Annotated in this window: 19 protein-coding genes and 2 tRNA genes; 8 read left to right on the top strand and 13 right to left on the bottom strand. The window is 48.5% G+C overall.

All coding sequences use genetic code 11. The annotated features are described in order from the left end of the window. Positions 1 to 7 precede the first annotated feature (7 nt). A tRNA-Lys gene (locus tag J7439_RS16545) sits at positions 8 to 83 on the top strand. Between the two features lie 72 nt (positions 84 to 155). Beyond that, positions 156 to 231 (top strand) — tRNA-Asn (locus J7439_RS16540). A 250-nt stretch (positions 232 to 481) separates the two neighbouring features. On the opposite strand, the gene J7439_RS16535 is transcribed toward J7439_RS16540, so the two are convergent. From J7439_RS16535 to J7439_RS16495, 9 genes are all read right to left on the bottom strand, one after another. Then, positions 482 to 1,492, bottom strand: coding sequence for an ABC transporter ATP-binding protein (locus tag J7439_RS16535; protein WP_209203079.1), 1,011 nt, complete (start codon positions 1,490 to 1,492; stop codon positions 482 to 484). Further along, positions 1,489 to 2,520, bottom strand: a complete 1,032-nt coding sequence (locus J7439_RS16530; protein WP_209203078.1) for an ABC transporter ATP-binding protein — start codon at positions 2,518 to 2,520, stop codon at positions 1,489 to 1,491. The genes J7439_RS16535 and J7439_RS16530 overlap by 4 nt, the downstream gene beginning before the upstream one ends. A gap of 2 nt (positions 2,521 to 2,522) precedes the next feature. Continuing rightward, positions 2,523 to 3,440, bottom strand: coding sequence for an ABC transporter permease subunit (locus J7439_RS16525; RefSeq protein WP_209203080.1), 918 nt, complete (start codon positions 3,438 to 3,440; stop codon positions 2,523 to 2,525). 8 nt (positions 3,441 to 3,448) lie between these two features. Further along, entirely contained in the window at positions 3,449 to 4,375 is a 927-nt protein-coding gene (gene oppB / locus J7439_RS16520) for an oligopeptide ABC transporter permease OppB (protein WP_209203077.1), read from the bottom strand. 113 nt (positions 4,376 to 4,488) lie between these two features. Continuing rightward, a complete protein-coding gene (locus J7439_RS16515; RefSeq protein WP_209203076.1) occupies positions 4,489 to 6,099 on the bottom strand; it encodes a peptide ABC transporter substrate-binding protein in 1,611 nt (536 codons plus the stop codon). A gap of 201 nt (positions 6,100 to 6,300) precedes the next feature. Continuing rightward, on the bottom strand, positions 6,301 to 6,780 hold the full coding sequence (locus J7439_RS16510) for a PspC domain-containing protein (RefSeq protein ID WP_209203075.1): 480 nt from the start codon (positions 6,778 to 6,780) through the stop codon (positions 6,301 to 6,303). After that, positions 6,777 to 7,013: an envelope stress response membrane protein PspB gene (gene pspB, locus J7439_RS16505; RefSeq protein WP_209203074.1), complete on the bottom strand. Its 237-nt coding sequence runs from the start codon at positions 7,011 to 7,013 to the stop codon at positions 6,777 to 6,779. Before pspB ends, J7439_RS16510 begins: the two co-directional genes overlap by 4 nt. 53 nt (positions 7,014 to 7,066) lie before the next feature. Next, the gene (locus J7439_RS16500) at positions 7,067 to 7,744 is read right to left on the bottom strand and encodes a PspA/IM30 family protein (protein ID WP_209203073.1); all 678 of its coding nucleotides are present in this window, start codon (positions 7,742 to 7,744) and stop codon (positions 7,067 to 7,069) included. Then, complete coding sequence (locus J7439_RS16495; protein ID WP_209203072.1) at positions 7,741 to 8,079, bottom strand: hypothetical protein; 339 nt, start codon at positions 8,077 to 8,079, stop codon at positions 7,741 to 7,743. The genes J7439_RS16500 and J7439_RS16495 overlap by 4 nt, the downstream gene beginning before the upstream one ends. 224 nt (positions 8,080 to 8,303) lie before the next feature. Here J7439_RS16495 and pspF point away from each other — a divergent pair, with 224 nt between their 5' ends. Further along, positions 8,304 to 9,410 (top strand): phage shock protein operon transcriptional activator, encoded by a 1,107-nt coding sequence (gene pspF / locus J7439_RS16490; protein WP_353623076.1) that lies wholly within the window; start codon positions 8,304 to 8,306, stop codon positions 9,408 to 9,410. 55 nt (positions 9,411 to 9,465) lie between these two features. Here pspF and J7439_RS16485 read toward each other — a convergent pair whose 3' ends face one another. Genes J7439_RS16485 through J7439_RS16470 form a run of 4 tightly spaced genes read right to left on the bottom strand, consistent with a single transcriptional unit; the run spans position 9,466 to position 15,756 of the window. Then, complete coding sequence (locus tag J7439_RS16485) at positions 9,466 to 11,151, bottom strand: ABC transporter ATP-binding protein (RefSeq protein ID WP_209203070.1); 1,686 nt, start codon at positions 11,149 to 11,151, stop codon at positions 9,466 to 9,468. Then, positions 11,148 to 12,578, bottom strand: coding sequence for an ABC transporter permease (locus J7439_RS16480; protein WP_209203069.1), 1,431 nt, complete (start codon positions 12,576 to 12,578; stop codon positions 11,148 to 11,150). The genes J7439_RS16485 and J7439_RS16480 overlap by 4 nt, the downstream gene beginning before the upstream one ends. An 18-nt stretch (positions 12,579 to 12,596) precedes the next feature. After that, positions 12,597 to 13,574 carry an ABC transporter permease gene (locus tag J7439_RS16475; RefSeq protein WP_209203068.1) on the bottom strand — a complete coding sequence of 326 codons (978 nt, stop codon included), beginning with the start codon at positions 13,572 to 13,574 and terminating at the stop codon, positions 12,597 to 12,599. A gap of 10 nt (positions 13,575 to 13,584) precedes the next feature. Then, on the bottom strand, positions 13,585 to 15,756 hold the full coding sequence (locus J7439_RS16470; RefSeq protein ID WP_209203067.1) for an ABC transporter substrate-binding protein: 2,172 nt from the start codon (positions 15,754 to 15,756) through the stop codon (positions 13,585 to 13,587). A gap of 765 nt (positions 15,757 to 16,521) precedes the next feature. Here J7439_RS16470 and J7439_RS16465 point away from each other — a divergent pair. The 5 genes from J7439_RS16465 (at position 16,522) to J7439_RS16445 (ending at position 22,473) form a co-directional block, all read left to right on the top strand. Further along, complete coding sequence (locus J7439_RS16465; RefSeq protein WP_209203066.1) at positions 16,522 to 19,122, top strand: TonB-dependent receptor plug domain-containing protein; 2,601 nt, start codon at positions 16,522 to 16,524, stop codon at positions 19,120 to 19,122. Positions 19,123 to 19,253: 131 nt separating this feature from the next. Beyond that, on the top strand, positions 19,254 to 20,054 hold the full coding sequence (locus tag J7439_RS16460) for a DUF3450 domain-containing protein (protein WP_209203065.1): 801 nt from the start codon (positions 19,254 to 19,256) through the stop codon (positions 20,052 to 20,054). Further along, positions 20,054 to 21,481 carry a MotA/TolQ/ExbB proton channel family protein gene (locus J7439_RS16455; RefSeq protein WP_209203064.1) on the top strand — a complete coding sequence of 476 codons (1,428 nt, stop codon included), beginning with the start codon at positions 20,054 to 20,056 and terminating at the stop codon, positions 21,479 to 21,481. Before J7439_RS16460 ends, J7439_RS16455 begins: the two co-directional genes overlap by 1 nt. A gap of 10 nt (positions 21,482 to 21,491) precedes the next feature. Next, positions 21,492 to 22,013 carry a MotA/TolQ/ExbB proton channel family protein gene (locus tag J7439_RS16450; RefSeq protein WP_163369532.1) on the top strand — a complete coding sequence of 174 codons (522 nt, stop codon included), beginning with the start codon at positions 21,492 to 21,494 and terminating at the stop codon, positions 22,011 to 22,013. Between the two features lie 55 nt (positions 22,014 to 22,068). Then, positions 22,069 to 22,473, top strand: a complete 405-nt coding sequence (locus J7439_RS16445; protein ID WP_101746723.1) for an ExbD/TolR family protein — start codon at positions 22,069 to 22,071, stop codon at positions 22,471 to 22,473. Positions 22,474 to 22,484: the final 11 nt, after the last annotated feature.

Here is a 22,484-nt window from a genome sequence, read left to right as displayed (position 1 = left end):
TAAGAATGGGTCGTTAGCTCAGTCGGTAGAGCAGTTGGCTTTTAACCAATTGGTCGTAGGTTCGAATCCTACACGACCCACCATACAGCATTGAGACTCATAAAAAGTCTCTTGTTGAAGATACTGTTGTCAGTACAGTAAAGCTGACGATTAGTTCCCTGATAGCTCAGTTGGTAGAGCAAATGACTGTTAATCATTGGGTCGCTGGTTCGAGTCCAGCTCGGGGAGCCACTTTTCTTAACTATGAAGCGCTGTTGTGGGTGTTTTCAAATCCTGTCGTTTTCTCTTGAGATAGTGTCCGATTCATTTTCAAGTTCCTTCCTTTTCTGTTTGTTCTTCCATAGACATGGTATTAATTCTCCGGGTTTAGCCGTACCATCGGGGCCTTCGAGGTGCGGATAGAGCAGGCCATACTTTTTACGCAGCATTTCGGTTTTAATCAGAAGCACTGAAGAGCGGAGTAAATCACCCCGCATAGTGGTCAATCGTCGATTGTTTCAATTTTATAACAGGCAACCTGGTGACGCCGATTCAATCCGGACGTGGAACAATCAACAAGGTCTGGTTTTTTCTGTGAGCACTGTTCGTCCGCGTAGAGGCAGCGAGTCCTGAAGACACAGCCTGACGGTGGATCAATCGGTGAAGGTAAATCGCCTTTCAATACTACCCGCTTCTTTCTCACCGCAGGGTCCGGAGCCGGAACTGCGGAAATCAAAGCCTGTGTATAAGGATGTTTTGGCGAGTTATAGAGATCATCTTTGTCAGCAATCTCCATAACATTACCCAAATACAAAACCATTACCCGATGACTGATGTGACGAACAATGGAAAGATCATGACTGATAAACAGCAGTGACAGACCAAACTTCTGTTGCAACTCTCCCAGCAGATTAATGATCTGCGCCTGAATAGATACATCCAGTGCGGATACAGGTTCATCACAGACGATCACCCTGGGTTGAAGAATCATTGCCCGGGCAATACCGATTCGCTGACACTGTCCACCTGAGAACTCATGGGGGTAACGGTTGATCATGCGTGGCAACAGGCCAACAATATCCATCATCTCACGAACACGGTACCTGACCGCCTTCCCGGCAAGCTCTGGATGATGGGTGACCAGCGGTTCAGCAATAATCTCACCGATGGTCATGCGAGGATCAAGGCTGGCCAGCGGATCCTGAAAAATGATCTGCATCTGTTTGCGCAGAGGGCGCATCTCTTTTACGGAATGCCCGGTGATGCTCTGCCCCATCCAGACAACCTGCCCATCGGTATTGTGCAGTAATTGCAGAACTGCTCTACCGAGCGTGGATTTCCCGCAGCCAGACTCACCAACGACAGAAAGGGTTTCACCTTCATGAAGTTGGAAGCTGACACCATCGACGGCTTTCAAAGTCTTATTTTTCGTGAAGAATGTGCCTGTATCGACGGGGAAGTGCACCTTAAGGTTGTCTACTGTAAGGATTGGCACTTTTACATTAACGCTCATAAAACACCCTCCACGACATGAACAGGATTCTTTTTAACAGGACTGCTGGTGTGAAAAGCTGAACTCAGTTGATGGCAGGAAGCGGTTCGACCAGCATCAAACTCAGTGGTTGGAGGGCGCTCCTGTTGACAGAGATCGGTCGCATATTGGCATCGGGGCTGAAATGCACAACCTTGTGGTAATGCTTGAAGGTTGGGAGGCTGTCCGGGAATTGCGTAGAGGTCTTCATTATGATCACCATCAATTCTCGGCATGGATTGCAAAAGACCCCGGGTGTATGGGTGTTTAGCATCACTGAAGAGTGCTTGTACGGATCCGGTTTCAACCACACGACCACCGTACATCACCATCACATGATCGCACATACTGGCAATGACACCCAGGTCATGGGTAATCATCACAATGGACATACCCAGTTTGTCTTTCAGGTCATGGAGCAGGTCCAGAATCTGAGCCTGAATGGTAACATCGAGCGCGGTGGTTGGCTCATCAGCAATTAACAGGTTCGGCTCACAGAGCAGCGCAATAGCAATCATAACTCGCTGACGCATGCCGCCAGAGAACTCATGGGGGTACATATGAACCCGTTTACGGGCCTCGGGTATACCTACCAGTTCCAACATTTCAATGGATTTTTCCAGGGCTTCTTTTTGACTCATGCCCTGATGTTCAATCAGGACTTCAGTCATCTGTCGTGAGACTTTCAGGTAGGGGTTCAGGGACGTCATTGGGTCCTGAAAAATCATGGACAGAGAAACGCCACGCACCTTATTCAGTTCTGTAACGGGCAGTCCAAGAATGTTTTGGCCTTTAAAGATAGCTTCACCCGTGGTTTTGCCATTCTTTGCCAGCAAACCCATCAAAGCCATAAATATCTGGGTTTTTCCGGAACCAGATTCACCCACGACACCCAGACTTTCACCTTTCTTCAGGGTGAAACTGATCTCATTGGCGGCAGCTACTTCACCATCCGGTGTATCGAAGCGGGTATTGAGGTTTTTGACCTCAAGAATGATGTTGTCGTTCATAGTTATCGATCCTTGGGGTCCAGTGCGTCGCGCAGACCATCACCAATGAAGTTGAAACAGAAAAGTGTGATGGCCAGGAAAGTGGCCGGGAATGCCAGCATCCAGGGTGCGGATTCCATGACTTTTGCCCCTTCGGAAATCAAAACGCCCCAGCTGGTCAAAGGCTCCTGAACCCCGAGACCCAGGAAGGAGAGAAAACTTTCCGTCAGAATGACCTGGGGAATTGTCAGTGTCATATAGACGATCACCGGCCCAAGAATATTGGGAATGATATGGCGGAAGATAATTTTTGTCGTTGACACGCCACTGGCATGGGCTGCTTCAACAAACTCTTTCTTTTTAACCGCCAGGGTCTGGCCTCGCACAATACGGGCCATGGTAAGCCATTCAACAGCACCTAATGCGACAAAGATCAGATAAATGTTGCGACCAAAGATGACCATCAGAATAATCACAAAGAACATGAAAGGCAGGGAGTAAAGAATATCCACAAAACGCATCATGATATTATCGATACGTCCACCCATATAGCCTGCTACAGCACCATAAACGACACCGATGACCAGTGACACGGTTGTGGCTACCAGGCCAACCATGAGCGAAACTCTTGCTCCATAGAGCGTGCGGACAAACAGATCTCGACCATTCTCATCGGTACCAAACCAGAAGCCTTCAGCAACGTTGGGAGGCACTTGAATAAAGTCCCAATAGACCTCATCAAAAGGGTGAGATGACAGCCAGGGAGCAAAAATAGCCATCAATGTAATGATGGATAGAATGATCATTGAAACCACAGCAGCCTTGTTTCGCATCAGGCGAATACGGGCATCCTGCCAGAGAGAGCGGCCGACAACTTCAGTTAAATCGGCTGAATCTGAAAAGTTGTCGTTAAACGTGGCCAGTTTATCGTTCACATTCATGATGTTGCTCATCCGCTAACCCTCAGTTTTGGATCCAGAAAGCTGTACACCACATCCACGATCAGGTTCATAATGAGAATCAGGGTTGCGTAGAAAATTACCACACCCATCACCAATGGATAATCACGGTTCAGTGCGGCATTGACAAAGTAACGGCCAACGCCTGGAATGTCATAAATCGACTCAATCACTACCGAGCCGGTAGTCACAGCGGCAACCGCTGGCCCTAAATAGGAAACCACAGGCAACAAAGCACCTTTGATGGCATGGCGAATGACCACCAGGCGTTCGCGAATTCCTTTAGCCCTTGCCGTTCTGATGTAGTTAGAGTGCAGAACCTCAATCATTGAACCCCGCGTCAGTCGGGCAATATAAGCGATCTGTGGCAGTGCCAGAGAAATTACGGGTAAAACCAGGTTTCTGGCAGCGCCATCTCCCCAGCCTGCAACCGGTAACCAGGCGAGGTAGACACCAAATACCAGGGAAAGAATTGGGGCCGCAACAAAGTTAGGAACCGCTATACCGGTCATCGCAACGCCCATAATGGCGTAATCGGTTTTTTGGTTCTGATAAAGTGCTGCAAGTGTTCCTAAACCAATGCCAATAAACGTCGCCAGCAATATAGCAAGTCCGCCAATCTGGAAGCTTGCTGGTAAGCCGGACAAAATCAGCTCAGTAACGGAAAAGTCTCTGAATTTATAAGAAGGGCCAAAATCAAACTGAAGCAGCTTACCAAGGTAAATGAAATACTGCTCATAGACTGGTTTGTCCAGATCGTAGGCTTTGAGAATGTTGGCTTCAATTTCCGGGGGTAACTGTCGTTCTTGATCGAACGGCCCACCGGGGGCAATACGCATCATAAAAAATGCGATGGTAATGATGATCAGCAGCGTCGGAACCGCCGTCAGCAACCGCTTGAGAATATAGGAGAACATGGAACAATTCGCTCTTTCCTCTGGAGTTCCCTCTTCGTTTTGTTCTTCATGGCCATCCGTGGCGCACGACAGCTTTTGAGCACACTCCTGCTGTATAGCAGGAGGCTGTCCAGTTACTTAATAGAAAGGTATCGGGCCCGATGGATATCGGAGGCGTTATCAACCCAGCCATCAACCTTCGGACTCACCAGGTTTTTGGATACATAGTGGTAAATAGGTATATTTGGCAGTTCGTTCAGGGCAATAACTTCAGCCTGTCGCATATAGTCATTACGCTTGACAGGGTCGGCTTCCAGCTCCGCTTTTCTCATCAGATCGTTGAAGGTGTTGTCATTGAAGTTAGCGTAGTTCTGAGAAGTGTTACGGCTTTCCATCAGGTTCAGGAAGTTCTGTGGATCGTTATAGTCAGCGATCCAGCCAGCGCGGGCAGCCTGAAAATCCCGGGTTTTCAGGTTGTCGTAGTGAACCTTGACTTCGGTGTTAAACAGTTCGGTTTTAACCCCCAGTGCTTTTTTCCACATAGCAGCAACAGCGATGGCAACCTTCTTATGGTTCTCTGACGTGTTGTAACTCAATCGGATGGTAGGTGCATTAGACTTATCAAAGCCCGCTTGTTTCATCAGTTTTTGCGCTTCGGCGACACGCTCAGCCTGAGTCATTCCTTTCCAGCTGACTTCAGGAGATGAACCGTAGTCACCAGTACCGGGTGGTACAAAGCTGTATGCCGCTACTTCACCCGTTCTTAACACTTTTTCAGTGAGAATTTTGCGATCAATGGTCATCGCCAGCGCCCTCCGGACACGCAGGTCTTTCAGCACATCATCATCAAGGTTAAGAGGGTAGTAATAAACGCCGAGGTACGGTGCGATGCGCACGTAGTCCGGCATGTTTTTTTCCAGCCATTTCAGATCTGAAGAAGCAAAGTCTGTTTGAATATCAATCTCGCCAGCCCGAACTCGCTTTAGTACAGCTGAACGGTCTTCCTGTGGGTAGTAAACCAGTTCATCCAGCGATACATTCGCAGCGTCGTAGAACTGCGGGTTTCTTTTCAAGCGAATCTGAGCGTTAGGTGTCCACTCACTCAGAGTGAACGCGCCATTGCTGACCATGTTACTATCTTTTGCCCAGTTTTTACCCAGCTCTTCGATTTTATGACTCGGCACTGGGTAGGCGGTGTAATGGGCCAGCTGTGCAATAAAGTAAGGGGCCGGGCCGGAAAGTGTAATTTCGAGTGTACTATCATCAATGGCTTTTACTGCAAGAGCTTCAGGACCTGCCTTGCCGGTGTTGTACTCTTCAGCACCTTTGATGGTGTAAAGAAGGGAAGCATAACCAGCAGCCGTTTCAGGCTTCAGGATACGTTCCAGTGCCATTTTGAAATCCTGCGCGGTCACTGGCTTGCCATCAGACCAGGTGTGGTCTCTGAGCATGAACTTATATACAAGACCATCGTCGGACACTGTCCAGCTTTCGGCCGCGCCGGGAATGATTGTGCCATCGGCGGCTTCTGTGGTCAGGCCAAGAAACATATTGCCAACAATGCCGCTTTCCCAGGTGCCTGAAATGAAGTGTGGATCAAGAGAGGCGGGCTCCCCCATATTGCCGATACGGAGGGTGCCGGACGCCAGGGCCTCGTTGTCCGGAGTAGTTAGCAATGTACCGGAAAGTGCAATAGAAACAGCCAGCAAGCCAGCTTTAAGTTGCTTGAATTGTTTGATTTTCACGGGTGCTACTTCCTCTTTTCATGGTCTTCTTATGCAGTAAGTATCGACAGTCTACTTAAGCCCGGAGGGTATCCATGCTCAACAACGTAGCGATATATAGAAGTACGAAGTGGTTTTTTTATTGTGTTAGCAAACAACTTGCCAATAAGAACAGATATGAATATGTATTGCAATCTGTCTTAATCAGCAGGGGGGGGATGGTTATGATTCTTGCCTGGCAGGTTTTTCTGAAGATTGCAGATCTCGAAACTCACGAGCGAATTTCAAATGATTTGACGTTACGCTGTCCTCGACTCGGGACAGACGACTTTCCAGTCTTGTTACTTTACGGGCCAGTTGACTGACAGAGGTTTTAGAAAGTCCAGGCGCTGTTTCTTTATCATTAATAAGGGCATCGTCGTTTTGTTCTGCCGACTCAGAGTTTACATCTACTTTTATTTTCTTGACCCGACGCCCTCGATAAGTGTCTTTTCCTGAGCTAATGCTGAGGACAACGCCAATGGCAATATAGGCAAGGATGGCTCGAGAGGTTGACGTGAAATAAGCAATACCTGCTGCACTCAGCCGAACCGCAAGAACATCCAGATGAAATCGGTTGGCAATATAGCTGCACACGCCCATGATAGCGGGAGAGGCTTCACCTTCCTTTTGCTGAGTGAAAATTTTTCTGATCACTCTCATTGACGAGTCCTCCAGTCCGGAACTTCATTGTCCAGAATACGCTCCAGAACATGAACTCGTTCTTCCATGACTTCTACCCTGTGTACAGTGGCTTCAAAAAGCTCCTGAGAATCTTCATCCAACTGTCTGGCCTGACGCAATTGTGTCAGGTAGTGGAAGACAAGCCAGGGCAGGAACAGGAATAAAATCAGAATGGCACTGATGGGGACAATGCCGTCGATGACATATTCCATAGGTATTGTGACTCCCTTTTTGGATCAATTCAGTATTGTTGTTTTAACCATTCTCAAACGGCTTTTTCAGGATTTTCTGTGGACAGAGATGCTTTTAGAGAGGCAAGTTCTTGTTCCACTGCACTGTTCATTTCCAGATTCTGGAATTCCTGCTCAAGTTCTGAAGTACCAAGACCTTGAGCTTCTAACTGGCTATCCAATGCATCCAGATCCCTTTCCATCTCTTCGAACCTGGCTTCCTGACGCAACCGAGCCTTTTCCCGGGTGCTCTCCCGCATTTTCAGACGATTCTGGCTCACCTGCCTTCTGAGGCGCAGAGACTCAAGACGTTTGCGAGCTTCCTTCATGGCATTTTGAAGACGCTGTATGTCTTCATCATGGCGGCCAAGCTGCTGTTCCATTTCTGCCAGATACTGTTCTTTTTCCCGGGATTCTGACAGCAATCTTTGCTTTTCTGCCAGAGCATGGCGGGCAAGGTCTTCACGGTTATGCTCAAGTGCCAGTCTGGCTTTGGCGGTCCACTCTTCAATATTGCTCAATCTGTTCGCCAGCTGTCGTTCGATATCTTTTTTATCGGCGATCAGACCTGCGGCATCGGAGCGCACTTCAACCAGGGTTTCTTCCATTTCCTGAAGCATCAGGCGAGCCATCTTTTCAGGATCTTCTGCCTTATCCAGCAGAGCGGTGATATTTGCATTCAGGATGTCACTGAGACGGGAAAAAATACTCATGACTGCGCCCCCTGATTCGGGTTGATTTTCAAAAAATTAATAATGCGTTTGTCGTCTTTTTTCTTGTTTAAATGGCTGTTGTTGTCATTTTGCTGAACGGTCTCGTTTAATGGCTGCTGATCAAAGAGGTGCTCATTAATCAATTGGTGATGTCTGGCGAGATCTGCTGGCAGCTCTTTCATCAGTTCTTGTTCTATTTGCTCCATAGCTTCCGTTTGCAGTACTTTCATTTCAGTGTCAGAAATCATTTCTGACCACAGTGGCAGCTCATTGGCAAGAGCAACTGTGCTAATCAAACCAAGTGAGACAATAACAGATTGAAGCAGTGCTTTCATGTTTAGAATTCCTTTCATTAACTATTTACTTTCCATTTAACAGGTCAGAAACTGTGCCAACCTGACAAGTTACAATAACCTGCTGTTTATTAAAGAATTATTAAGTTTCTGTTTAGGGTTGACAATTTTTGACCGTGGTCTTTTTGGCCACTATGTGGTTTGATAGACCAGACAATGGTTTAAATCGCAAAAGCTTTCGAATAACAAAAACAATGCCCAACATCATTTCCTCCAGGAAGAAGACTTTGATCGGCTCATCGCCTGCATTTCTTGAGATGCTTGAGTCAATTTCCCGCTATGCTCGCCATGAGCGTCCGGTATTAGTGATGGGAGAGCGGGGAACGGGTAAGGAAGAGGTCGCAAGTCGTTTGCATTACCTGTCACCACGATGGCAACAGAATCTTGTTAAGCTTAATTGCGCCGCATTCAATGATGAACTTCTGGATTCAGAACTGTTTGGCCATGTGGCCGGTTCGTTCACCGGTGCACGACAGGCGAGAACGGGGCTTTTTCAAGCGGCTGATGGAGGGACTCTTTTTCTCGATGAGTTGGCGACCATGGGGCCAAGGCTGCAGGAAAAACTGCTAAGGGTTGTGGAGTATGGCGAGTTATACCGGGTTGGCAGCTCCAGGCCTGTGCAGGTTGATGTGAGGGTGGTAGCCGCAACCAATGAAAACTTACCTGAGCTTGCAAGAGAAGGACGCTTCAGGGAAGACCTTCTGGATCGACTGGCGTTTGATGTGGTGGCTATCCCTCCTCTGCGAGCTAGGCAGGAGGATGTCCTGTTACTTGCCAATCATTTTGCTGTGCGAATTTCTCACGAGTTGGGAGAGATAGAAGACGACATAGGCTTTGCAGGCTTTTCAGGCTCAGCGATTGAAACTCTGGATAACTATCAGTGGCCTGGCAATGTCCGGGAACTTAAGAATGTTGTTGAACGCAGTGTATGTCATAGCATCTCGGGTGAACCCATTGAGGACATTGTGCTCGACCCATTCAGTTCTCCATGGCTTTCCGGATTAAAAACATCGAACAAGCCAGACGTAAAGACATCCAAAGAAGAATATCGAAGCTCTTCTTCTGATATTGATGTAACCAATAAAACTGGACAGCTTGAATTATGGCTTGAGCAAATGAGAGAAGGGCAGGTCGTAGAATTGAAGGGTGTCCTGGCAGAGACAGAGTGCTCGTTTGTCCATCATGCCATGGAAAACTGCCGGCATAATCAAAAAGCGGCAGCAGAAATGTTGGGTTTAAGTTATGACCAGTTCAGGTCATTAATAAAAAAATACGGGAAGGAGCGGGTAAGAAAGCAAGAAATAATTGTCTGAGGTGTCCTGGTTCCCACGCGGAGCGGTGGGAACGCACACCAACTTCCCTCTCAATTCAATGGGCCGAAGGAACCGCATCCAGCAACATTTTTGTATATTCATGTTGTGGCTGGGTCAAAACCTGTTCAGTCAGACCTTGTTCAACAATCTTGCCACCCTGCATGACCGCAACGCGATGGGCGATGTGAGGAATAATGGAAAGATCGTGGGTGATGAACAGATAGGATACCTGTAACTCCCTCTGAAGCTCTAACAGCAAGTCCAGTACTTCAGCCCGAATGGAAACATCCAGGGCGCTGGTGGGTTCGTCACAGATAATCAGATCCGGCTCTACGGCCAAAGCCCGGGCAATGGCAATACGCTGTCGTTGACCCCCTGAAAACTCATGTGGGTAGCGGTGACGATGCTCAGGCTCAAGCCTTACTCGGGCAAGCAGGGATTCAATGCGCTGAATCCGCTCCTCTTTAGAAAGTTCAAGACCAAGGCTGACCATTCCCTCTTCAATAATATCGCCAACGGTCATGCGTGGGTTCATGGAAGAGAACGGGTTCTGGAAAATAACCTGAATCTTCTTGCGCAGCGGCAGCATTTCCCGGCGGGTTAGCTGATTGACACAAAGGCTGTTGTACCAGATGTTGCCAGCAGTGGCTTTCTCAAGGTTAAGAATGGCACGTCCTGTCGTAGACTTACCACACCCGGATTCACCAACCAGGGCCAGAGTCTCGCCTTTGCCAATGGCAAAACTGATGCCATCAACGGCTTTGGTGTAGCTGTGCACCCGCTGAAATAATCCTTTGCGCACCGGGAAGTGGATTTTCAGGTCTTCCACGGTTAACAGGGACGCTTCTTTCTCCAGTGAACGGTACTCGTCCATATCCGGAAGACTATCGATCAGCTGTCGGCTATAGGCTTCTTTTGGATCGGCAAAGAAGGCTTCACAAACATTCTGTTCAATGATCTCACCCTGGTACATAACGCCGACCCGATCAGCAGTCTGACGAACAACCCCCATATCGTGGGTGATCAGCAGAACGGCCAGTTTGCGCTTTAAGGTCAGCGTTTTAATCAGTTCCAGAATCTGTTTCTGAATCGTCACATCAAGAGCGGTGGTTGGCTCGTCCGCCAGGAGAATATCGGGTTCACAGGCCAAAGCCATGGCAATCATCACACGCTGTTGCTGACCTCCGGACATTTGGTGGGGATACCAGTCAACCCGCTTCTCCGGGTCAGGCAAGCCTACTTCCCGAAACAGTTCAACCGTCCGCTCACGGATTTCTGAAGAACTCAGCGAGGTATGAATCTTCAAGGTCTCTGCAATCTGAGCCCCAACGGTTTGTACCGGGTTCAAGGCAGTCAGTGCATCCTGAAAAATCATGGCGATCTTTTTGCCGCGTATACCGCCCATTTCCTGTTCCGTTAAAGCGAACAGGCTGGTTTCAGGCAAGGCGATTTTACCCCTGGTAATGGTCAGTGCATCCGGCAGTAGTCGCAGAATGGACAGGGACGTTATGGATTTGCCACTGCCGGATTCGCCAACCAGTGCATACACTTCACCTTTTTTCAGGTCAAAGCTGACATCTTTCAAAATGGCCGTATATGGCTTATGACGCAAGCGAACACTCAGGTTGCTGACGGAAAGCGCCAGCGACTTATCGACTGTTTGCTTTTTTATAGTGAGTTCACTGGTGGCCGTTTGAACGTAGGCAGTGGATCGTGCTTCAGTTGTTGTCGCCGTCATCATGCCGTCTCCAGTTTGGTTTTTGGGTCAAACGCGTCGCGAACCAGGTCAGAGAACAGGTTGACAGACAGCACCAGGGTAAACATCAGGAAGAAAGCCCCGCACAGATTCCACCAGATAGATGGTTCTCGGGACAGTTCCGTGCTGGCCATATTGATCATATTGCCCCAGCTGGCCATGGCAGGATCGATACCGACACCAATGTAGGCAAGAACCGCTTCCGCCAGTACAAGACCACTGAAGTCCAGTACGAAGGAGATCATAATGATATGGCTGAGGTTGGGCAGGATATGCCGTTTGATAATCTGGAAATGGCTGACTCCAAAGGCATGTGCAGCCTGAACGTAGTCAAGCTGGCTGATCTTCAGGGTTTCTGCCCGCAGCAGGCGACAGAGGGTTGTCCAGCTGGTGATACCCAGAATAAAACACAGTGCCAGGAACTTGGCATCGGCTTTTTCCAGGCCGATCTCAAAGAACTGTGGATTATTATTGATCCAGACCTGGAACAGCAGAACGGAGGCTGCTATCAATAGCAAACCGGGAATAGAGATAAGCGTCGTATAAATATATTGCACGATATCATCAATCCAGCCCCTAAAGTAACCGGCTGCCAACCCAAGGCTGATTGCGACAGGCATGGTGATCAGGGTAGCCAATGTGCCAATCAATACGCCGGTCCGAATACCTTTCAGGCTTTCAAAGAGCGTGTCGTTTCCGGCCTGATCAGTACCCAGAACATGATAAAGATTGCCCATGGTGATCAACCAGCCAAGCACAGCCATGATAATGGCAAAGGTAATCCAGGCTGACTTCCAGGGCAGAGGGCTTATATCACCAGCACCGGCAGACTGGCTTCTACGCAACCAGAGGGCATGAAGGCTGATCAGTGCCAGGGCAACAGCCAGGCCTTTGCCAATTCCGACCAGTGAGTTAATAGCAACATCTTTAACAAACGATTCCGGGCTTGCCAAATGAGCACCGCCATAGGCCAGCTCCGGGTAATCCCGACCCCGTTCTCCATCCGGCAGTAACAGGTTTTCCTTATTCCATGACTTCAGTGCAAAAGGTGCTGAATAGGTGCGCTCAGGGCGTTCACCCATCTCACCGAGGGCAAGATCCAGCAGGCTATTCACATCATTGCTGTAATACACCTGTTCGCTGCTTTGACCTTCCGTAACCGGCAGCGCTTTGCGGAAATGGATGGAATCCACCAAAGCAATCACCACATAGGACATGATGATAACAAAGGTTGCCATGCCCAACCTGGTAGCAAACACCTGTCGCCAGCGTTCCATGTTTTGCGGGTTGCGCCGAAAAGAGGCGACGAACAGGGAGATTGCACCGACCAGCAAAAAGATCAGCGCATCACTCCATAAAATGGTCCACATAAAGCCTTCACCAAACAGGCCGGGTCCGATTTCGAAATCCATAATTACGTCCCTCGCTGTTTAGCTCAATCGAACCCGGGGATCTGCCCAGGTGTACGAAATATCGGTCAGAATCAAACCAATGATGTAAAGAACAGAGCCGAGAAAGACCATCGCCCTGACAATGGCAAAATCCTGTGCGCGAATAGCGTCCAGCAGGTAGCTGCCAAGGCCCGGAATACTGAAAAATGATTCCATCACCAGGCTACCCATAAACAACACTGGAATCACAACCACCACCCCGGTGAGGATTGGCAGCATGGTATTGGGCAAAATATGCCGGAAGAGAACGCCCGCCTCGCTGACGCCTTTGGCCCGGGCTGTTCTGGCAAAATCCTGTCCGGCTACTTCGATAAACAGCGAGCGGTACCAGCGGGCGCTGGCACCAATGCCGGAGATCACACCAATCACAATGGGCAATATCAGAAAACGCCAGCCGTCTATACCGTCATTAAATCCGGATACCGGGAACAGACGGGACATTTTCGCCATGTAGTGCTGGCCGAAAATGATATAGAACAGATAGGAGATGGACATCAGGGTAACAAAGACCACCACCGCAAAACGGTCCAGGCTGCTGCCACGGAACATCAATACCATCAGAGCTACCGAGATGTTGACAAAGATCCCGATAAAAAAAGTGGGAAGAGCCAGTGCCAGGCTGGGTCCCATACGATCAAGAACGTCGGACTGAATACTTCTACCAGCATCGGAAGTGCCAAAATCGAAAGCAAACAGTTTTAACGACTTGTTGAAAAAGATGGTGTCTGTGAGGGGTCCCAGTCCATCGGCATCACTGTTAAAGAAAAGTGGTTGGTCATAGCCTTTTTCTGCGATCCACTCCTGCACCGCTTCTTGGGTGACGTATTTATCCCCAAGATGAGCCGTTGCCATATCTTCAGGCGTATTGACGATAAAAAATAAAACAAACGTCAGCAGATTTACGCCAATCAAAATTGGAATGGCGTAGCACAGTCTTCTAATTATGTAGGAAAACATATTTTTATCTCTACGAAGCATCAATCGTCAGTTTCTGCCTGCGGCGATAAGCCCTGACACCAGGAACAACCAAAAGGAATAACAAGCCGATACTGGCCATCAATGGCCAGACAATGGGTTTGTTCCACTCTTTCTGCTTTTGTTCTCTGAGCGCAGGATCAACGCGAACGTATTTCAGGGTTCCCTGACTAATACCGTGGCGCTTGGTGTTGTATACCCACTGGTTGGAGAGATAATACTCTTTGTTATTAAAACCCCAGATCCATGGGCTGTCTTTCTGGGCAATTGCTACCATCTGATTGATAGCGTCCAGCCGCTCTGGCCCATTGGCCAGTGTTTTTACCTTGTCGTATAAACGATCAAACGCCGGGTTGTCATAGTTGGTAGAGTTACTGCCGGCACACTGACATTTCACCAGGCCCTGTCGGCTGTCCAGAAGGAACAGGAAGTTTTCAGGGTCCGGGTAGTCAGCCAGCCATCCCCAGCCGAACATCTGGGTATTGCCCTGGCGCATTTTTTCTTTGAAGCGAGGGTAGTCGGTGGTGCGGAACTCAAGTTGTACGCCAATCCTGTCCAGCTGTTTTTTGATCCAGTCCGCCCTTGGGCTGCTGTCCGCAGCGGTGGTATCCATATAGAGGATCAACGGCTTGCCGGTTTCGTGGTGTCGTCCATTCGGGTATCCGGCCTCAGCCAGTAATTGCCTGGCGTACTCAACGGATTTTCTTTTGGGGGTTTTGGTTGCCGGGTCCCAGTCAAAGATATAGGCGTTCGTTGCCGCTTCTCCTTCGGCATAACCATATAAGCCCGGTGGGATGGGGCCCTGGGCTACCTGTCCAATACCATTACGGAAAATATCGATGTACTCCTGATCGTTATACACGATGCTGATGGCCTGGCGTAGCTTGCGTTTATCTTCTGTATATCCGCCAACGACAGGATCAACCATGTTAAACCCGGTGTAGTAGAGAGAAGGACGGATTTCTTCGTCAACAATAATGTCGCGCTTTGCCAGTTCCGGCGTCAGCTCAAGGCCGTCTGGACCCACAGTAAATGCCTGGTCAAAAGTGGCCGTATTGATGTTTGGGTCACCATCACCGGAGCGATCGTAGTAACCTTGAGTGAACTTACTCCACATGGAGGTGGCTGCTTTTTCATAGCGGAAAATGGCTTTGTCAATAAACGGCAGTTGTTTGCCAGCATCGGCCAGGTACCCTCTTTTCTGATCATCGACCGAACCATCAGAAGGGTAGAGTTCTTGTCGGAAATTCGGGTTTCTCTCCAGAACGATTTCACGATTGGGTGAGTTCACCGTCATCATAAACGCGCCGGTACCGATGGGGTTCCAGTCCAGTGTCAGGTTACGATCTGGAAATCCGGGGTTGTGGTAAAAGCGATCGGCTTCCCAGGGGATAGGCGCAAAGAAAGGCATGGCAAGCCAGTATTGAAACTGCGGATAAATGCCTTCAATGCGAATGGAGAAGGTATAGTCATCCACCCTGGTTAGTCCTTCCATGGGGTGCGTACGAAGGTCTAGCCACGCCTCTTCCTGTCTGTTCTCTTTGGCCCATGCACCAAAATCTTTCATGCCGACAATGTAATCGGTCATCAAACCGAGCAGAGGTGACTTGTTGACCGGGTCAGCCATCCGTTTGATCTGATAGATGTAATCGTCAGCTTTCAGTTCCCGGGTACCGGTGGCGGGAAAGTCACTTAGCAGCTTGTACTGTTCACTTTCTTCCGCAGAATTAAACAGGTAAACCGGTTTGCCCTGGTCGTCTTCTGCAAGTGCAGGGTGGGGCTGATACATGGTACCTGGCTTAAGTCGTATGGTAATCAGGCTGAATGCAACATCCTGACTGTCTTCAGATACCGGATTTAAATTCTTGTCAAGCAACTCCAGTGTCGGCATTGCGGCAGCAGTAGCAGGCTCCAGCTCATAAGGGCGCTTGAGGAAGTGGTATTGCAGGGGTGGCTCATAAATCTGGTCAATAAACAGCTTTTCTTCCGCACTGTAGGAACGAACCGGGTCCAGATGTTTGGGCCGGGTAATGAAACTGCCAAAGTAGGTAACGTCTTTTGAATCCACTGGTGGATTCGGGTCATTCCAGGGGCCTGAGCATCCCGAAAGCACTAGAGTTGCAGTCAGAATAGCGGCCCACTTTGAAGTGGTGCTTTGCGGCATGATTCTTCTCTTTATTGTTATCGGTGGTCAGAGCCAGTGGGCTTCTGTTCGCCATGCGTCAAGCAGATGTTGAGCCAAAGACGCATACATTTTCCAGAGATAGCCAGGGTGTTGGCTGATCAGTCGCTAAAGAATTGTACGTATTTATCCTTACCTCGTCACCTTCCAATTAATAATACGTCTGATGACGTTTAGTGGTGCAATTACAAAACAAAATGCACCAGTGTGGTGCAGAATAGAAAAGATGACTGACAGAGGATGGTTGAGAAAATTGCAGAGTAAAAGCCTTTGTTATCTGCAATTGGCTAGTAAAATATCCTTTTTGCGAGGCTTGTAGGTAAAAATACCTATTTTTTTGTGTTGTTTGGTTGATTTTTCTCTTTAAAAAAACTTACAGTGCGCTTACCTGTCACAAAAATGAAATATACGTACGGCTATGTAAGTGTAATTTGTTTCTGTTTTTAATCCTTGTGTTTGCAGGTGATGTAAAAATTGGAATGATGATTGCTTGGTCTCGTTTATGGATGTGAAAGCATTACAGGTATGACTGCATCAATGTCTAACCGACAATTGCAGTATAAATTGGTGATAAGCCAATAGTGTGGTGAAGGCTAATAACCGGATCAGCACAAGGGAGCTACAAGGGGATGTCTCCATCGTGGATGGAAGTAGTAAGAGCGTAGCCCGCCACGGCGGTGTACAGGCAAGGAGCCAAAAGCTCAGGCTGGCCATAATAAACACAACAAGTGAGCAAGGATAAAAATAATGTTCAGAAGGACGGTGTTAAGCACGGCGGTGGCTGTTGCTTTAGGGTCTTCGATTGCCTGCACGGCAGCGTATTCTAATGAGGAATCGGTTGAAAAGCTGGAGAAAATCCAGGTGACCGGGTCGCGGATTTCCCGGGTGGATGTTGAGGGTGCCACGCCTGTTACGATTATTACCAGAGAGGAAATTGAACGCACTGGCCAGTTGACTGTTGCTGATGTACTGAGAAGCACAACCTACAATTCATTTGGATCTTTTTCCGAGCGCTCAGGTAGTGGATCTCAAAGTCAGGCATTTATAGATATGCGTGGCCTTGGCCCATCGAGAACGCTGATACTCCTTAATGGTAAACGGATGCCCATGTCCGGGCCAGCGGGTAATGGTGCAGTAAATATTAACGCTATACCTGCAGCGGCTGTTGAAAGTATTGAGATACTGGCTGATGGTGCATCGGCCGTTTATGGTTCTGATGCTATTGGTGGTGTTGTAAACGTTATTCTGAAGGATGATTTTGAAGGAGTTAACGTAACTGTCGGTGGAACCAAAACAGATATCAAAGGGGGTGATGAAAATAAGTTCTCCATAACTGGTGGCACTGCCGGTGAAAAGGGGAATGTTATGTTCACCCTTGAGCATGATAAAAAAGATATTATCTACGCCAGAGATCATGAGCCTTCAACATCTGATTTATCTTCCCAGCACGGTTACAGTTTCTATGGAAGAAACATTCTGGGTGTAGATAGTACTTCAGGAAAAACGGTTATTCGTGCTCTTGATAGCCATGATTCGGGTTCTGAGTGTAGTGACTCCTTTGCCCTTCTTGCAGATGAGAAAGGGGTCGAAACATGTCGCTATGATTATACCTCCCAGATGGCTTTGACAGCAGCTTCTGAAAGAACTCAATTTGTACTCAACTCTAATTACTCTCTGACTGATTCCGTAGAGTGGAGTAATGAGCTGGTTCTTGGCTTTAATAAAAGTTTTGGACGCTTTGCTCCAGCGGCTGATTGGTTTGCTTTATCTGCAGGTTCAACAATTCTTACCAATAATGGTTTTGATGCCTCTGAAGGTGGGCGTATCTACTACCGTTTTGATGAAGTAGGTACTCGTGATGATACTGTTCGTGATTACAGTGGTATCTTTACCAGTGCATTGACTGGTGCATTTGAGAATCAAAAGTTAGGTTATGTTGACTGGAATGTTGCTGCTCGCTTTTCAAAATCACTCTCTCATAAAACTGGTACTGGCTATGTTCTTAGTGATGTTGCCAGTCAAGCAGTTGAATCTGGCAGTGGTTTTGATGAAGCAACTGGTAGCTTTACAGATGACACCATTGCCAAGATGAGTTACGACATCTCTCGAGATATAAAAGTTGACTATACCGATGTGAGCGGTGGTCTTCAGTTCAGCGCGGGCAATATATCTGGTAACGAAATCAGTTGGTACGTTGGAGCAGAGGTATCCAGTCAGGATTATGTTGATGAATATGATGCTCAGTCTTTGGCCGGGAATGTACTTGGCTCTTCTGGAAGTAATAGTGGCGGTGATCGTAATCAAAAAGCACTGTTTGTTGAGACGTTACTGCCAATTCATGAGCAATTAGAATTGAACGTTGCTGCTCGTTACGATGACTATAGTGATTTTGGCAATGCTTTGAGCCCTAAAGCCAGTCTTAGATATCAGCCAGCAGATGAATTGGTTTTGCGAGGATCCTATGCCAAGGGATTTAAGGCTCCGGGCTTGACGGATCTTTATAAATCCAAAGCCCGTTCAGCAGATTTCGCCATTGATTATGTTGGATGTGCGGAGAACAACGTTGCAGATTGTGCTAATTCCAGTACTTATGCAAAGCAGTATGATGCGTTCTATGTATCAAACCCTGATTTGGATGCTGAAAAGTCAGATTCGTTTAATATAGGGGTCGTTTATTCCCCATTAACAGATCTGGCGGTGGGTGTAGATTATTACAATATTGCCATCAAAAATATGATTTACTATCCAAGTGCTCAGTCGCTTATTGATGCAGAACTGGCTGGGGTTGATGTAAGTGAATACGTTACCCGAAATGCTGCTGGTATTCAGTCTGTTATCATCAAGCCAACTAACGTAGGTGAAGTTAAAACTTCCGGAATAGATTTGAAGGTGGATTACAGTCATGAAGTACCATTTGGCTTGTTGAGTTACAATCTGAATGGTAGCTATGTTCTGGAATACATGCAGCCAGAGTACTTTACGGGGCCAGGTGAAGACGTTGCCGGTGCCGGGGTCGCTTTCTATGGTTATCCGCAATATAAGGTGAACTTTGACTTTGGTTGGAAATCTTTCGATGGTATGCACGCGCTTAATATTGGTCCAAGACATACCGCTGGATACACCTTTGCTAAAGGCCAAAGTTCTGAAACTGAGGTAGACAGCTATACCGTTTGGGACCTGAACTACAAATTGTCCCTGCCTTGGGATGGTGTAGCACAAGTTGGTGTCAGAAATATGTTTAATCGTCAGGCACCGCTTCCTTCCGAAAAAATGGAAACAGTAAATCAAGTTCAGAACTATAGCATTACCGGCAGGGCAGTTTATGCCACTTATAGTCAAAACTTTTAAGTAATCTGGCTTAACCTCGTTCCCACGGCCCCTCGTGGGAACGCATACCCAAACCCGATATGGATTCCCACGCAGAGCATGGGAATCAACTCCAAGTAAACAATAAAAACACACATGGGAAATGGCAGTCCATGGATAAGAAAAAAACCACCCACAAGGTAAAAGGCCTGTGCAGCACGCTGGTACTCAGCACTGCGTTGTCCGCTTCAATAGTAATTCCAACCGCATTTGCCCAGGACCCTTTGAGCGGTGCACTCACAACACAACAGAAAACCGATAAGGCATCCCAGCGCTCCCAGGCGAAGGTGAATACCCTTTCTGATCAGACCCAGGAGCTGCTGGCAGAGTACAAAAGCACCATTCGACAGGTGGAAGCATTAACGGTCTACAATCGTCAGCTGCAAAAAGTCGTCAATGCCCAGCAAACAGAAATTGAATCCATGCTGGCCCAGATCGAAACGCTGGACCAGACCAATATCGAAATCACACCACTGATGCTGAAGATGGTGGATGGTCTGGAAGACTTTATTGCCCTGGATGTGCCCTTCCAGCTGGAAGAACGGACTGACCGTGTCGCCCGTCTCCGGGAAACCATGGATAGCCCGAACGTCACTACCTCAGAAAAATACCGCAAAATTCTTGAAGCCTACCAGATTGAAAACGACTTCGGTCGTACCATCGAGGCCTATGAAGCCAGCCTCGGTGAAGGTGACGATACCCGTACCTACAACTTCCTCCGTATAGGCCGCCTGGCGCTGCTTTACCAATCCCTGGACGGCGAAGAGACCGGTCAGTGGAACAGCGACACCCGCCGCTGGGAAGTACTTCCGGATAACTACCGTGCCGGTGTTAACCAGGGCCTGAAAATTGCCCGCAAACAGGCACCCCATAACCTGATCAAACTGCCGGTACGCGCTGCGGAGGATGCATAATGAAGTACATTACCGCTATTACAAAAGCCGTGGTAAAACCACTGGTGGTATCCCTGGGGCTTGGCCTGACATTCTCGGCCGGTGCCAGCGAAGGTGCTGCTGCGCTGCAGGATCTTTTGAATAAAATCAAGGCAGACAGCGTTACCGAAAGCCGTGAAAACAAAGCCCGTGAAGCACGATTCTTAAGTGATAAAAACTCACAGCAGCGTTTGCTGGCGGAAGCTAAAGCCGAGCTTAAGGCTCAGGAAACCCTGAGTGATCAGTTGCTCAAGCAGTCGGACGACAATGAGAAAGTTCTTAAGGAAACCCAGAATACGCTGGATATTCGCTCTGGAGAACTGAAAGAACTGTTCGGTGTTGTGCGTCAGTTTGCCGGTGATAACAAAGGTATCTTTGAAGCCTCCATGATCACCGCACAATATCCTGAAAGAACCGCTTTTATGGCGGAAATGGCAGAAAGTAAAAAGCTGCCGACTACTGCGAAACTTGAGCAGTTCTGGCATGAAGTACTCCGTGAAATGGTGGAATCTGGTCGTGTAGTTAACATGCCTGCCACGGTTGTTTACGGAGAAGGTGATGAGGCTCAGAAAGACATCATTCGTGTCGGTAGCTTTAATGCCATTGCCGATGGCAAATACCTGACTTACTCCCCAGCCGTTGGCAAGTTCCAGGAGCTGTCCCGTCAGCCACAATCCGGCATTCTCTCTGCCGTTTCTGAGCTGGAAGCCTCTGCTTCCGGTTATACACCGTTCTATGTAGATCCATCCCGTGGCCAGATTCTCTCACTGCTGGTGCAAAGCCCAAGCATTGGTGAGCGAATCGATCAGGGAGGTGTTGTCGGTTATGTCATCCTTGGTCTGGGTGCCTTTGGTCTGCTGCTGGCTGCTGCCTGCTTTATTAACCTGACGCGAATTGGTCAGGGTGTTCGCAAACAGCAGAAAACCGATCAGGTCATCAAAGGTAATCCTCTGGGTGACATCATGCAGGCTTATCAGGATAACCGTGATGCCGACCTTGAAACCCTCGAGTTAAAACTTGATGAAATCATCATGCGTGCAGCGCCTTCTATTGAACGTGGTGTGGGTGGCATCAAACTGATCGCTTCGGTAGCACCACTGTTGGGACTGCTGGGTACGGTGGTTGGTATGATTGCTACCTTCCAGGCCATTACCCTGTTTGGTACCGGTGATCCGAAGCTGATGGCAAACGGTATCTCCGAAGCCCTGGTGACCACCATGCTCGGTCTGGTTGTCGCCATTCCGACCCTGTTTACCCACAGCCTGGTGAATAGCAAGAGTCGTCGTCTGATTCAGGTACTTGAAGAGCAGAGCGCCGGTTTTATTGCCCGTCATCAGGAGCAGGATCTGAATACTGGCACACGTAATGCTCGTACTACAGTGTCCGTCAACGCTGCTGAACCGGCGTAAGGAGTAATCCATGCTCTGGTTACTGGAAGAAATTGACTCCATTCGCCGCTTTTTAGGCATGGGCGGCGATGTACTGATGATGCTCTTTGTGCTGACCCTGATGCTCTGGGTGCTGGTGATTGAGCGTTATCTGTTCTTTTTTCTCGAATGCCCGAAGCTGGTTAAGGGAACCATTGATAGGTGGCAGAACCGGTCGGACAAGTTGTCCTGGCAGGCTCGACATATTCGTACCGCCATGATCTCCGAGGTCTCCCTGAGTGCAAAGCAGGGGCTGCCCATGATCAAAACCCTGATCGCCCTTTGTCCATTATTAGGACTACTGGGAACAGTAGTGGGCATGGTTCAGGTATTTGATGTGCTGGCCGTCACCGGTACCGGCAGCCCAAGGGCGATGGCCTCGGGTATTTCCAAGGCCACGATTCCTACCATGGCAGGAATGGTGGCCGCACTCTCCGGTCTTTATTTCAGCGCACTGCTTGAGAAGCGTGCCGACCGGGTGAGCCATAAAGTCGCCGATTCCATGCAGCATTGATTGAATTGCCATTGCACTGCCTCCCCGGCAGTGCAACGGGTGAGAGGAAAGAATAATGAGAAGACGCTATAGCAACGGCGCACAGGAAGATGCAGGGATTGATATGACACCGATGCTGGACATCGTGTTTATCATGCTCATCTTTTTCATTGTAACAACGTCGTTTATTAAAGAAGCAGGTATTGATGTTAACCGGCCTACGGCCAACTCCGCCCAGGTGGTGAAAAAAGGCAATATCATGATCGCCGTGAGCGACACCGGTGCGGTGTGGATTGACAAGCGCCGGGTAGAAGTGGGTGCGGTGCGTGCCAACGTTGAACGCCTGAAGGCAGAAAACCCGGAAGGTGCGGTGGTAATCCAGGCGGATAAGAAATCCGAATCTGGCATTGTCGTAGAAGTCATGGACCAGGTGAGACTGGCGGGTGTTTACAGCATCTCCGTGTCTGCACGGGAACCATAAAGCTGTTGGAT

It is taken from the genome of Salinisphaera sp. G21_0 (assembly GCF_017744115.1).
Classification (GTDB): Bacteria; Pseudomonadota; Gammaproteobacteria; order Pseudomonadales; family Endozoicomonadaceae; genus Endozoicomonas.
This window is presented reverse-complemented; position numbering and strand designations above follow the sequence as displayed.